The sequence below is a fragment of the Vagococcus fluvialis bH819 genome (assembly GCF_900163795.1).
In the GTDB taxonomy this organism is placed as follows: Bacteria; Bacillota; Bacilli; order Lactobacillales; family Vagococcaceae; genus Vagococcus; species Vagococcus fluvialis_A.
Genome location: NZ_FWFD01000007.1, coordinates 17,142 through 29,638, shown reverse-complemented (window position 1 = coordinate 29,638; position 12,497 = coordinate 17,142). Strand labels below are relative to the sequence as shown.

Sequence of the window (12,497 nt, the reverse complement as noted above, 5' to 3'; positions counted from 1 at the left end):
GATAAAACTTACAAACTTGTCACGTTAGTTATTCTTAATAATTACTTTATAAAATATTCATAATTTAGAACAATTCCATCATACTTTCAACACATCTACACGTTATTATATATGTATACCAACAAAACAACCCTAACAAACTTTTTCATTTTATTTACTCCTCCAAAGTAAATAAACAACTCCTTTTTAAGCAATCAGCATTTAGGCTGGTTGCTTTTTTGTTTGTGATTATTATAAATTATTATTGTTCGAGCATACTTAATGACTGGAACAATGACTTCTTCATTTTCTTTTCCTTGCCACTCCACAACTAATTGATGATTTTTCTCAGAATCCTTGTATACTGGCAAATAATCTGGTGTTGATTTTTCAACGAGTGCCAAAGATTTATTTAAGTCTTTCTGATAAAAAGATTGTTTTACTTCATCAACATCATCCGAATGAATCACAACATGACTTCCTGATTGAATGAATAATTTTGAGTTATCCCACTCCTTCAACGCATCGCCATATAAAAATAAACTATGAATAATACATGCTACTACCAAAATTGAGAACTTTTTAACTTTCACTCTATATAAATTTTCTGACAGAGTTAATCCAACACTGCAGATTAAACATACCGTTCCAGGAATGAAAAAACGAAATGGAAATTGAATGACTTTAATCAAAGATATGTCTAATCCTGAAAAAAAGCGCCACGGTACAAAATTGGAAGATAGAAAAAAGAAGAACAAAGATAGTAAAGAAAAATATTTGTTTAAATCTGACATTTCACGAAATCGCGTAATGAGGGTAAACAATAAGAAGAGGATCATTAATGGCAGTATAAAAGGATTGATTAACCGATACCAACTTGCTTTTGTTATCGTTTGTTCAAACATTGCGGTATTTTGAAATGGCGGAAGAATTCTATTGTTGCCATAGAGCCACCATAAAGCATACCAGATGTTACTTGTTAACAAGAAAAAAATAACCACTGAAATAACTAGTCCGCGTATCAATTTTAGTTTATGACTATTCTTAAATAACTGATACATAAAAGCTATACTATAGAAAACCAAAACAAAGAGGCTCGTCAGAAAATGTGTTTGAAACATCACAGTTAGTGATAGTGCCACTCTAATCGGTTGATATTTATTTTCTTTGATCATGTCCACAACTGGTAGTAAACATAATGGTAATAATGCTCCTGCCCAACTAGAAAAACCTTGTCTAATAACCCAGTAAGATATTGAATAGGTTGTCATGAAAAATAAACTCAGCTCCACACTCGTTCTTTGTTTGATTTTCATTTTTTTCAAAAGAGCATACATCGATATTCCCGATAGTAAAAAAAGACAAAAATTACTAACCACTTGAAAAACAAACCAATTACCGCAAATCAAAAGTAATGCACCCAATACGTACGATAGTATTTGGGCATAAATAGGCGTTACCACACGTCCTGATTGTTGATAGCCATACATTGAAATGAATGATTGAAAGTTCCCTCCCTTGATTTGCTGAGACGTATCATATAGACGATTAAAGTGAAATAGAACATCTGAACCTATGATCATATTCTTAAGTATTAACTGAGGTAAAACTAAAATAAAGCTAACCATAATAACGATACCTACTGCCTGATACTTTTTCATAGTCACTGATAGATTCATAATTACTCCTCCTCGAAAAATTAAGTCATAGGATTTATATCAGTTCCCTCTTCTTACTCATAAATATCGGCGTAATTCCTATTCCAACACTCACAACAAGCAATAATAGACTCACGTAAAGTTCACTATTAACAATCCCTGTCCATTGATATATTTTATTTTCCAAGTAAAAGGCATGGTTAAATATTAAAGAACTTAACATAATGAATACTGTTAACATAGGAATAACTTTCATTAACATGTTTAAATAATTGCGGCTTGTTTGACCGATAAAAAATAAGATATGGCTAAAACTCATCCCCACTAAATACACTAATAAGATGACTAGACACAACCAACTTCCAAAAGTGATGTCTAAAAATGAATAGTTTCTACCTTGAAACCAGCTTTCACCTAAAAATGAATTCAATCCACTAGAGAAGTAGCGAGTAAATTCGGTGTTTTTTAATGGATATAAAAAGATACCTAACATCACTGTAATCGTCAGTAAACTCCACAACTGAGTCGATATGTACTGACTTTTAACAATTTTGCGTCCTCGTTTACTACTCCACTGAGTCGCTTTAATTTTTAGCATAGTATCTCTCACAAAAACGGAAGGTAACAAAAGTCCTAGAGCAATTAAAATCGTTATTAACATATTCGAAATAATAGCCACTAATTCGTCAGATAAATACATCGGTAATATATTTCGCCAACTCTCATTTTGAAACAACACTTTAGTTAATTGTTCTTGTTCTTTTTGATTTATCTCTCTCCCTTTAACAAAAGCTTCTGGGGAGGAAAAAGATTGTTTATTTTTTATAATTGATTCATAAGTTTCTATTTGAGAAAATGCTTTTTCATTAGGTTGAATAAATTCTCTTAGCTCTTGACGTTCTTCCTGATCCAATTTAGGTAATTCCAAAACAGAACCTTCTGGCAATTCACTTTCATACGTTTTAAACTCTTTATAGGTGTTGATTCCTCGTTCTTTCCCAAATTCACTTTCCTTAATGATACTATCAACTTTTTTTACACGTTCCCGATGTTCATTTGCCACGACTTCAAAATCACCATCTGACATTGAGATTCCAAATCTGTCATGCCACTCATGAGAAAAATTATAAAATTCTGTGATACCACCATTTGGCCAAAAAGTATAAATAAAATTAATATTATATTGATAGGAAACGAAACTAATCAAACACACCACCCCAATGACGATTGGTTGGATAAATTTTTTGAACTCCACTTTTACCATTTACTTGACCTCCTTTCTTGAATAAAGACGACTAACTGGTAAGATGAATAAAACTAAAATCAGACAACTACTTACAACAACCACTGTTTCTTGCAAGGGAATAATTGAAAAAATTCCCATCTCGGTAAACCAATAGCTCTGATTTTCGACAATAGCGATTGGTGAAAAATTTACTCCGGTAAAAATCGACCACCAACCTAGTCTAAAAGCATATATTCTCACTAGTTTATGTAAAGCTATCAGAAAAATCGTGAAAATAAACCCTTTAAAGAAATGATTGAAATACAACCCAACTAAAAACTGACTACTATAGACGAAAATTATAATGAACACCCCTAAAATAGCAGAAGTCATCATATATCCCCATAAAGTTAAAGGAATCCACGTAATAAACGGCAGTTCCAGTATATCTGGCATATAAATATTGACGTGAAATTGCGTACTCACACTACTTTGCCATAAATCAGCCAGTGATTCGGTCATCTGAAAACTAAATAGCACTACGAAAGTATTTAAGAGATAAAAAAGTAAGACTAATCCTAATCCTGATAAGAATTTGCTAAACTGAATTTTTCGTCCCCATTTTGATGTAAAAACTAACGCTTCTGTTTTGGTTAATTTTTCTGAAGCACTACTATATAGTCCAATTAATACAGCAAAGATAATACTTTCTAATAAAATCATCCGAAACAAAATATTTCTAATATAGGTAAAATAATTCATAGTGTCTCCTGCAGCTGCAATATCTAGTGCAGCTTTTTCTTGAGAGAGCTTTTTAATAACCGGTTCTAATCGTTGGTATTTATTCCCTAAATTCTGAGTCATCTTACCTGTCACTTGATAATGATCAATGACCTGTTCTTCTAATTCTTGATAAGATAATTGACTAAAAATATCCTCTACTTCAGATAATTCATTAACTAATCTCTGCTGATTTTTTGAAAAAGGTAATTTTTCTGCAGTTTCAATACTTGTTGGAGAAATTAATTGCCCCTGCTCATGTTTAAACTCTGTCACTTCTTTCAAGTAGCTCTGATCAAAACTACTGCTGATTATCATCAGAAGATTAAAAGCCAAACATAACAAAATAAAAACTATAATAATCCGTTGCTCTAATAACTTCTTAAATTCTAGCCACAACATTCGTTACACCTCATCTCTAAACAGATATAAAAAGGCATCTTCTAATGTCGGTCTGACCTCCACACTGTTGTTAGGAATGGTGGAACTAGCAATTCTATAGACAGCTCCCTGTTCGCACTGTTTCTCACTCAGTAGTAAATAATCTTCAAGTAATTTTTCCTTCATAGGTATTTCAAACACTTTCCCTTGCATTAACTCACTGATTTCATTCGGTGTATTAGATAAATACACGCGATGGTCTTTTAATAAGATTAACCGATGTGCAATGGACTCTACATCAGAAACGATATGTGTTGATAAAATAATGATTCGATTTTCTGCCAATCGATGTAATAAGTTTCTAAAACGAACTCTTTCCTTAGGATCTAGTCCCGCTGTTGGCTCATCCAAAATCAGTAACTTAGGATCATTTAACATAGCTTGAGCAATTCCCACACGTTGAATCATTCCACCTGAAAAATGCTTCATTTTTTTATGTTTAACATCAGTTAAAGCAACTAATTCTAAAAGTTCTGATATTTTTATTTTAGCTTTTTTCTTATCCATTTTTTGTAAGGCGGACACATAAAGTAAAAATTTTTCTGGGCTGTAATTTCCATAGTAACCAAAGTCCTGAGGTAGGTAACCTAACTCTCCTCGATAACTTTCGCCTAATTGATTTATTTCTTGACCATCCCATAATATTTCTCCTGTAGTTGGAAATAACAGGGTTGTCATCAGTTTGATAAGCGTTGTTTTTCCAGCCCCATTAGGAGCCAGTAAGCCGTAAATTCCGTTCTCGAAAGTAAGATTTATTTCTTCTAAAACAAGTGTGTTCTTAAATTTTTTACTAACATTTCTAAGCTCTAACATATACTTTCCCTCCTTCTCTTTGTTTTAAAAACTCTTGTCTAAGTAAATACAAATAACTTGTTATCGCAACTAAACTAATGATTATCACTAAAAAATTCGGTAACCACATTAAGATGTCTCCAACAAAATTACTTAGTTCAAATAAAATAAAACCAATAATCAGCCAAAAAATAGGACTAATAATATAACTCTTTTTCAAACTTATTTTTTGATCCAACACCAGTTGAACAGATGCAAATATAAATAAAGAAGCACTTGAAATACTGATTAATCTGATTAAGGAGATATTTTTTTCTAACGCTAACCAAAATAGACAGCTAAATGTCACAGAAACAATCAAAGCAACCATGCTAAACAGTAACAACCGAATAATGAGTAGCTCTTTTAGAGAAATTCGGTAAGTCATTTTTAATTCAAATGTTTTAAGCTGATACTCTTTCCAAAGACTCAAATAGTGGAACAAAGCGTACACTAAAGGAGACAATAAAAAAGTAAAAAATGCCGTACTTTGTTGTAATTCACCTATCACTAAGTTTGTCTTTAGCATTTGATCATGAGTGACTTGAATTCCTAAAACAAGTACACAGATCAATGTCGTAAAAATAACAAGTAGCACTTCTTTTAACTCACCAAAAATAATTTTAATATTAATTTCGCTTAAAAAATTTCGAATAAACTGTAAAAAAGTACGAGGTGACACATCTGCTTGATCTAAAATAAACGCGATACTTTGTTTTTTTTCTAACTCATTAGGTAATTCAATCTTTTTTTCATCTTTCATTTTCTTGGAACTCCTTTCTAATCTTCTTCACCAAACGATAGTACTGTGCCTTAACTTTTTCTTCACTTTGATTTAATAACCTACTGATTTCCTTAAACGTAAAATCACCATATATTTTTAAACGAAAGACTTTTTGAATATCTGGGTGAAACTTCATTACATAATCATTGACGGATTCTAACAATTCAAATTCCACAAATTGAGCAAGTAAGTCATCTGTTTGGCCTTCGTGATATTCTTCCAACTCTTCATAAATCACTTGTTTTTTACGCCTTCTATCAATTACCTTGTACGTTCCTATTTGAAACAACCACGTTTTAAAACTGGCTTTTTTTGCATCATAGGTTTGAATACTGTTTAAAACGGAGATAAAAACTTCCTGCGTCACATCTAAACTATCTTCCTTGTTCCCTAGTTGACGATATAAAAAACAATAAAGAGCATCATAATATCTTTCTATTAATATTTCAGAGGCTTCTTTAGAGCCTTTTTTGATTATTTTTTTGATTAAATCAGCATCACTTGGCATCCTATCAGCCTCCTTTACATACTTATTCGTAATCAGCACTTTTATTGTTGCACATTTTTTAAATTTTTATAAATAAAATTTTATTTGTAAAAATAAGATTAAACGTACAACAAACAAACTATCTCACCTTATTAGGAGACATAGTTACTAATTAATTCATTTTAGAATTGGATGCTTACTAAAAAAGCACCTTGGTTCAACCTCAAATCATAAAATCTGATGATTTTTCATGATATAATTATTATTGGCAACTGCCCTTAAAGGGGGTGTTCTGTTTGTTTGATCAAATAATCTCGTTGTTTATCGCACCACTTTTTGTGGGACTCATATTATTATGGATTAGTCAGAAGTTAGATGACTAGACGGTATTCAAATAGTTGCTACTAACCCAACGCTGATTCACACCAGTGAAAAGAAAAACCACCCTATGGCCATAGGGTGGTTTTTTGGTGTTCTGTTTGTTTACTAATCTCGTTTCGCATATTTATTATAACACAATCTAATTATTTTGTATGCTTATAAAATTAGCTATTTTATCAAAGACTACGCTATACTATCCATGAGGTGACTTACATGGACAAATTAGCCATTATCAGCGATTTACACGTTGACATTAACAAACTATCCAAAAAGGATTTAGACCTCCTTATAGAGCTTTTAGAGGCACAGCAAATAAACCATCTCCACCTAGCTGGGGACACAGCCAATACGATCAAGCAATTACTTGAAACAGTCGATTATTTAGAAAAAAGTTCCTATTCTGTGACTTACAATTTTGGGAATCATGAACTACCTAGCTTAAAAAATCCAGAGGAAATAGAAAACTATCCAGATGATCGCTTTCTTAATTTAGATTATTTAGAATTAACATCTGATTTAGTTTTAGTCGGGATGAATGGTTGGTATGATTATAGTTTTGCTTTAGAAAATGATCCAAAGAAAATACTCGCAGCTAAAAACTTATATTGGTACGACCGAATGATTGAGCGAGGACAAAGTGATATCGAAATAACTGAGCAGATTCTCTCCCAATTAGAAACCCTTTTAGATGATTTGAGCAGGCAAAATAAAGAGGTTATCTTGGCTACTCACTTTGTTCCACATCAAGAGTTTATTCGCTATTTTGAAGGAAAATACGCTCGCTGGAATCAAATCAATGCCTTCTTAGGAACCCAAAAATTAGGGGATATGCTTGCCAACTATCCTAATATCAGACAAGTGATTTTCGGTCACACCCATCGCCGTTTTGAAGAGACCAAGATTGGGGATATTATTTACACCGCAAAACCATTAGGCTATTTTTACGAATGGCAACTTACTCATGATTTTATGCTTACTAATCACTTAATGGCCAGTTTTAATCCGATGAATGTTAGAAAGATTCTCAAACATCATCAAAAAGAGTTTCAAATTTACCGAGACCAACATCTTAAAGAAGAATTCTTAAAAAGTTTAACGATTGTTGAGTATTAAGAGCTTTTTTATCATGGAAGGATATGTAGCAGGCTTAATTTATCAATGTTTCATTCCGTTGCTAGTCATTTTTACTGTTCGCAACTATGCTTAATTCAAGGAGGTGCTAATGATGGAAATCGGAAAAATTATCAAAGAAGAACGCACTAAAAAAAACTTAACACAAGAAGAATTAGCCAATGATTTTTTTGTCAGTCGCCAATTGATTTCGAAATGGGAGAACGGAAAAAGCTATCCCGATTTAGAACAGTTAGTTAAATTGAGTGATTTTTTCAATCTGTCCCTTGATGACATGTTGAGAGGAGATAAAAAAATGACCGCAAAATTGAATGTTAATATTAAGAGAAGGACTTTCCTATCCCTATTAACTGCTAGTGTAGCCTTAATTGCTATTTTTGTTAGTTATTTCTTTTGGACACAACAACCTATTCAACTAACTCCTGATGATTTAGAAGTGGTTTCAATTTCTTCAAATAAGGTAGCTGAAAAAAAAGTCTTCAACTCTGGCACTAGAAAAGAGCAGATTATCCCAGAAAATGTAACTTACACCATTCAGCTAAAAAATAAAAAGAAATTCACTAAGCTTCATACTCCAGAAATTTTTGGTACCATCGATTTAAATGATCCTAACATTTATGTACAACTTCAAGCTTTTCCAAGTCTATTTTCATTTAATCAAAAAGAAACCCTTACTATTCCAGCAGCTTCTGCTAGTCTTTATCAAGATGCCACGATTGATCATTCTATTGATTATTCATTTTCTAATAAAGATAAATCAATTAGAATTCTTAATATTGAAAAATTCTCCACTAATCAACCACAAAAGGATGTCAGTTGGTTATTCATTGATAAAAAAGAACTAAAAAACAAATAAACATATGTTAAGTTAATAATCACTAATTTTTTAATCCATTACTTTAAAATTTGGTAATGACTTTTTTTATAACTATGGTAATATAATAGATGAATAGTTTTATATTTAGTCGTGCTAATGCAGCACCCTAAACGCGAAGAAAAAGAGTAGCATAGTACCTACTCTTTTTTTTATCTAAATTTTCTTCTTTTCAACATGGGTAACTATCGCACTCACGCCACTTAAAATCCCTAAACCTAGCAATATTTTTGATGAGGTTAGTGTGCCTAGTGATAGACATGTCACAGAAATCAAAATATTACTTTTTTCATTTATCTCCAATACCCTTTTTGATGGCATTGATATTTCCATATTAACCCCTATTTTTTTATTAATTTGATTGATTTTTTGATTCATTTCTTTTAACATTTTTATTCCTCCTTAAACAGTTCATATAAAGTGTGATCTAATAAAAAATTAAACGTTCTTTCTGTCCCTTTTAATACTTCCCCATCCACTAACGATAAAAATAAGATTGAATGAATGATATCCATCACTTCTTCTTCTGGTAAAAGTAGGATTAATTTAGAACGCTTAATCACTTGTTTAAAAATATCTGAACTCTTTCTCTTAAGTTCCGTTACTTTATCTTTTGGTAATTTAGCTAAAAACAAAGCATATTCATCGCTATTTAAATCATATAAAGTAGGATAACTACGATATTCTTGAAATAACCACTGTAATCCTTTTTTAAATCCCTCTATTTTTTTTTCATCTTTTTCTATAAATTCCGACCAAGTTGTCAATAATTGTTTTTGAATCTTATCTAAGACATCTAAAAAAAGATCTTCTTTTCTCTTATAAATAAGATAAAAAGCTCCTGAAGAAATACCTACTGATTTAGTTAATAATGGTATGTTTGTTTGTTTGTAACCTCTGATTCGCCAACTTTCCTCACAGGCTATCTGTAAATTTTCCTTAATCACTAATATATCTGATTCTGAAAATTTTTTTGACATCTCTATTTTCCACCCTTCTCATTATGAATATAATATAAACTATATTCATGAATAAAATAATATTATTATTCATATTTAAACCAAAAAAAACAATCGGATTACCTGAAAAGGATTACCCAATTGATTTTTTTACTTTTTTAAAAATAATCATATAACTGTGGTGTTCTATAATCAATCAAATCATCTAATACATTAGCTTCTGAAGACTGCTTGATTAAATCTAACCAGATAGCTTGCTCCAATGTATGATGTCCCATAAAGACTTGTACCCATCGCTGGATTGAACCACTATAATCAATTATCACATCAGTTGTTACTACTTCACAACTAGCTTTTCCATTTTCGATAATTACTTCAAAAATTTCATTATTCCACTCACAAGTTGAATCACTGACTTTTAGATAAACCGTTTCTTTTTTACCATTTTCTTTAAATGGATATTTTTCAATAAAGTTTTTAAAATTTACAATCCGAACCATCATGTTACTATATGTTTTACGAGTAATTCCCTTCATCTCAGTGAACAACTCTAAAATCATCTTATCTCTAATATTCGTTGAAACAAATTCTGCAAAACTACCACTGTGAGAAGAAATAAACGTCATTAATTTCCTCATCGCAAAGGCATTAGTATAGCTTAACTCATGAATCCTAAATTCAGTTGCCCCAATGAGTTCATAAACTAAGTAACCTTGTGCCACATTGTTATCATCGTAGCATATAGCAATTCGACGATTTTTCTTAGCAGTTAGTGTATATTCCCACCAATAATCATCTCGAATAACCGTTCCATGATTTTTTCCTAACGTCTCTTTATATAATTTTTTTAACGTTGCTTGTGTTTCTTTATCTGACCACTCAGTTCGTTTTACACAACCTAATTTTTCAGGTTTAATCTGTTGAATAATACTTGCTGGGATTCTAATTTCCTCAAAATCAAAAATCGTCTCATAACCAAATTTGCGATAAAAAGCTTGAGAAAAGGGCGCTAAATAAGATAATTCTGTTCCTTTTTTATGTAAATCCTTAAAAATAGCTTCAAAAATATTACGAATTCCACCAGTTCCACGAGCTTCCGGATAACTTGCGACATCACCAATACCAGACATTCCCATAGTGACACTATTAACCATCACATTAAAAGGATAACTAATAACTTGACTAGCGACCTGACCATTTAATTCTTCTACATAATTATCTACAAATTGATTTTTCTTGATGTACTTTTCTTTTTGTTCCTCTGTGTGACTAATATTAAAGGCATAGCTCGCTAAAGCATGAATCTGTTCTAGATCTTTTTTATCTGTGACTTTTTTTACCATTTTCTTCACTCCTAAAAAGTAATTATCATCTCTTCATCATCTTCACTTGGATTTTGTGAAATAATCTCGATCACTAGCTTATGAGGTAAACAGATACTTGTTTGTCCCACCCGACTAATCCAACTCGTTCTTACGGCGATTTGGTCAGGACTATTGTCTTCTCTAACACGAATCCGAGTCCCTTCCATCTCCACAATATTATATTTGTCCTTACCTGGACGATATGTTTTTTCATAATGTTTGGTATTCTCATTTAACTCAAAACGGTCAACTTCTTTCCCGTCAATCGATATTACTGCAATTGTTCCCTCTTTACTAGTCGTTGCTTTCTTTTGATTCATCGAAAAAATAACCAAGGGAGAAAATGATAGAACAACTAAACAAATAATAACAACACCGTCCATAAAACGCCATTGTTTTTTTAATTCTTTCCAAATCATACTATTTTGTACCTCACTATCATCAAATGCTTTCCTACTCTAAGTAAGATATCTTTATTTTCGTATCTCGTCAACTATTTATTTATTACTATACAATAACTTTGTGAATAAAGCACGAAAGTTGCTATTTAGAACTACTCTACACTATAATAATTTAGTACAAACTAGAGGAGGAATTGACTTTGTCAAAATATCAAGTTTTATTATATTATTTATACGTTCCAATAGAAGATCCAGAACAATTTGCAGCTGAACATTTAGCCTTTTGTAAATCACTGAACTTAAAAGGTCGAATTTTAGTTGCTAATGAAGGTATCAATGGAACTTTATCTGGGCTAACTGAAGATACAAAAAAATACATGGAGCACATGCATGCTGATGCGCGCTTTAAAGATACTTTCTTTAAGATTGACCCATCTGAAGAACAATCGTTTAAAAAAATGTTCGTTAGAGCTCGTCCTGAACTTGTTTCTTTATCTTTAGAAGATGATATCAACCCCTTAGAATTAACGGGTGCTTATCTTTCTCCAAGTGAATTTAAAGAAGCTATTCTAGATGAAGAAACCGTCGTGATTGACGCACGTAATGATTATGAATACGACTTAGGTCACTTTAAGGGAGCCGTTCGTCCAGATATTCGTTCATTTAGAGAGTTGCCTCAATGGATTCGTGATAACAAAGAAACTTTTATGGATAAACGTGTTGTAACTTACTGTACAGGTGGGATTCGTTGTGAAAAATTCTCTGGCTGGTTAGTCCGCGAAGGGTTCAAAGATGTGGGACAACTTCACGGTGGGATTGCTACTTACGGTCGTGACCCTGAAGTACAAGGCGAATTATGGGATGGTGCGATGTATGTTTTTGATGAGCGTATCAGTGTACCAATTAATCATGTTAATCCTATTATTGTCGGACGTGATTGGTTTGATGGAACTCCTTCTGAACGCTATGTTAACTGTGGCAATCCAGAGTGTAACCGTCAGATTTTATGTTCTGAAGAAAATGAAGCAAAATATGTTCGTGGCTGCTCCCATGAGTGTCGTGTTCATGACCGAAATCGCTACATAGAAGAGAATGATCTAACAAACGACGAGTGGAAAACACGAATCGAAGCTTTAGGTGAAGAATTTATTTTTATTGTTAAGTAATAAAATATTTGAAAATATCATGAAACTGTGTCAAAA

At 32.0% G+C, this 12,497-nt stretch carries 13 protein-coding genes; 3 read left to right on the top strand and 10 right to left on the bottom strand.

Annotated elements, in window-relative coordinates:
• Positions 1–194: 194 nt before the first annotated feature.
• The 6 genes from FM121_RS02785 to FM121_RS02760 are packed head-to-tail and all read right to left on the bottom strand — an operon-like array spanning position 195 to position 6,206.
• The gene (locus FM121_RS02785) at positions 195–1,658 is read right to left on the bottom strand and encodes a hypothetical protein (protein ID WP_086950627.1); all 1,464 of its coding nucleotides are present in this window, start codon (positions 1,656–1,658) and stop codon (positions 195–197) included.
• 34 nt (positions 1,659–1,692) lie between these two features.
• Positions 1,693–2,901 carry a hypothetical protein gene (locus FM121_RS02780; protein WP_086950626.1) on the bottom strand — a complete coding sequence of 403 codons (1,209 nt, stop codon included), beginning with the start codon at positions 2,899–2,901 and terminating at the stop codon, positions 1,693–1,695.
• The gene (locus FM121_RS02775; RefSeq protein WP_086950625.1) at positions 2,902–4,044 is read right to left on the bottom strand and encodes a hypothetical protein; all 1,143 of its coding nucleotides are present in this window, start codon (positions 4,042–4,044) and stop codon (positions 2,902–2,904) included.
• Positions 4,045–4,047: 3 nt separating this feature from the next.
• On the bottom strand, positions 4,048–4,896 hold the full coding sequence (locus FM121_RS02770; protein ID WP_086950624.1) for an ABC transporter ATP-binding protein: 849 nt from the start codon (positions 4,894–4,896) through the stop codon (positions 4,048–4,050).
• A complete protein-coding gene (locus tag FM121_RS02765; protein ID WP_086950623.1) occupies positions 4,883–5,677 on the bottom strand; it encodes a hypothetical protein in 795 nt (264 codons plus the stop codon). Before FM121_RS02765 ends, FM121_RS02770 begins: the two co-directional genes overlap by 14 nt.
• Positions 5,667–6,206: an RNA polymerase sigma factor gene (locus FM121_RS02760; RefSeq protein ID WP_086950622.1), complete on the bottom strand. Its 540-nt coding sequence runs from the start codon at positions 6,204–6,206 to the stop codon at positions 5,667–5,669. Before FM121_RS02760 ends, FM121_RS02765 begins: the two co-directional genes overlap by 11 nt.
• Positions 6,207–6,779: 573 nt before the next feature.
• Between FM121_RS02760 and FM121_RS02755 the strand changes: the two genes are divergently transcribed.
• Together FM121_RS02755 and FM121_RS02750 are read left to right on the top strand one after the other, a co-directional pair.
• A complete protein-coding gene (locus tag FM121_RS02755) occupies positions 6,780–7,679 on the top strand; it encodes a metallophosphoesterase (RefSeq protein WP_086950621.1) in 900 nt (299 codons plus the stop codon).
• A gap of 112 nt (positions 7,680–7,791) precedes the next feature.
• Entirely contained in the window at positions 7,792–8,553 is a 762-nt protein-coding gene (locus FM121_RS02750) for a helix-turn-helix domain-containing protein (RefSeq protein WP_086950620.1), read from the top strand.
• A 174-nt stretch (positions 8,554–8,727) separates the two neighbouring features.
• Here the strand turns inward: FM121_RS02750 and FM121_RS02745 are convergent, their stop codons facing one another.
• From FM121_RS02745 to FM121_RS02730, 4 genes are all read right to left on the bottom strand, one after another.
• Positions 8,728–8,961, bottom strand: a complete 234-nt coding sequence (locus tag FM121_RS02745; RefSeq protein WP_086950619.1) for a hypothetical protein — start codon at positions 8,959–8,961, stop codon at positions 8,728–8,730.
• A gap of 2 nt (positions 8,962–8,963) precedes the next feature.
• On the bottom strand, positions 8,964–9,551 hold the full coding sequence (locus tag FM121_RS02740) for a TetR/AcrR family transcriptional regulator (protein WP_086950618.1): 588 nt from the start codon (positions 9,549–9,551) through the stop codon (positions 8,964–8,966).
• A 137-nt stretch (positions 9,552–9,688) separates the two neighbouring features.
• The gene (locus FM121_RS02735) at positions 9,689–10,873 is read right to left on the bottom strand and encodes a GNAT family N-acetyltransferase (protein ID WP_086950617.1); all 1,185 of its coding nucleotides are present in this window, start codon (positions 10,871–10,873) and stop codon (positions 9,689–9,691) included.
• Between the two features lie 11 nt (positions 10,874–10,884).
• Positions 10,885–11,313 carry a NusG domain II-containing protein gene (locus FM121_RS02730; RefSeq protein WP_086950616.1) on the bottom strand — a complete coding sequence of 143 codons (429 nt, stop codon included), beginning with the start codon at positions 11,311–11,313 and terminating at the stop codon, positions 10,885–10,887.
• 182 nt (positions 11,314–11,495) lie between these two features.
• On the opposite strand from FM121_RS02730, the gene trhO reads away from it, so the two are divergent.
• A complete protein-coding gene (gene trhO, locus FM121_RS02725; protein ID WP_086950615.1) occupies positions 11,496–12,461 on the top strand; it encodes an oxygen-dependent tRNA uridine(34) hydroxylase TrhO in 966 nt (321 codons plus the stop codon).
• The last annotated feature ends 36 nt before the right edge of the window (positions 12,462–12,497 follow it).

Coding starts and splice junctions, on each gene's coding strand:
- FM121_RS02745 (WP_086950619.1), bottom strand. CDS start 8,961: ATGTTAAAAGAAATGAATCAAAAAATCAATCAAATTAATAAAAAAATA.
- FM121_RS02755 (WP_086950621.1), top strand. CDS start 6,780: ATGGACAAATTAGCCATTATCAGCGATTTACACGTTGACATTAACAAA.
- FM121_RS02730 (WP_086950616.1), bottom strand. CDS start 11,313: ATGATTTGGAAAGAATTAAAAAAACAATGGCGTTTTATGGACGGTGTT.
- FM121_RS02770 (WP_086950624.1), bottom strand. CDS start 4,896: ATGTTAGAGCTTAGAAATGTTAGTAAAAAATTTAAGAACACACTTGTT.
- FM121_RS02740 (WP_086950618.1), bottom strand. CDS start 9,551: ATGTCAAAAAAATTTTCAGAATCAGATATATTAGTGATTAAGGAAAAT.
- FM121_RS02775 (WP_086950625.1), bottom strand. CDS start 4,044: ATGTTGTGGCTAGAATTTAAGAAGTTATTAGAGCAACGGATTATTATA.
- FM121_RS02765 (WP_086950623.1), bottom strand. CDS start 5,677: ATGAAAGATGAAAAAAAGATTGAATTACCTAATGAGTTAGAAAAAAAA.
- FM121_RS02760 (WP_086950622.1), bottom strand. CDS start 6,206: ATGCCAAGTGATGCTGATTTAATCAAAAAAATAATCAAAAAAGGCTCT.
- FM121_RS02780 (WP_086950626.1), bottom strand. CDS start 2,901: ATGGTAAAAGTGGAGTTCAAAAAATTTATCCAACCAATCGTCATTGGG.
- FM121_RS02750 (WP_086950620.1), top strand. CDS start 7,792: ATGGAAATCGGAAAAATTATCAAAGAAGAACGCACTAAAAAAAACTTA.
- FM121_RS02735 (WP_086950617.1), bottom strand. CDS start 10,873: ATGGTAAAAAAAGTCACAGATAAAAAAGATCTAGAACAGATTCATGCT.
- FM121_RS02785 (WP_086950627.1), bottom strand. CDS start 1,658: ATGAATCTATCAGTGACTATGAAAAAGTATCAGGCAGTAGGTATCGTT.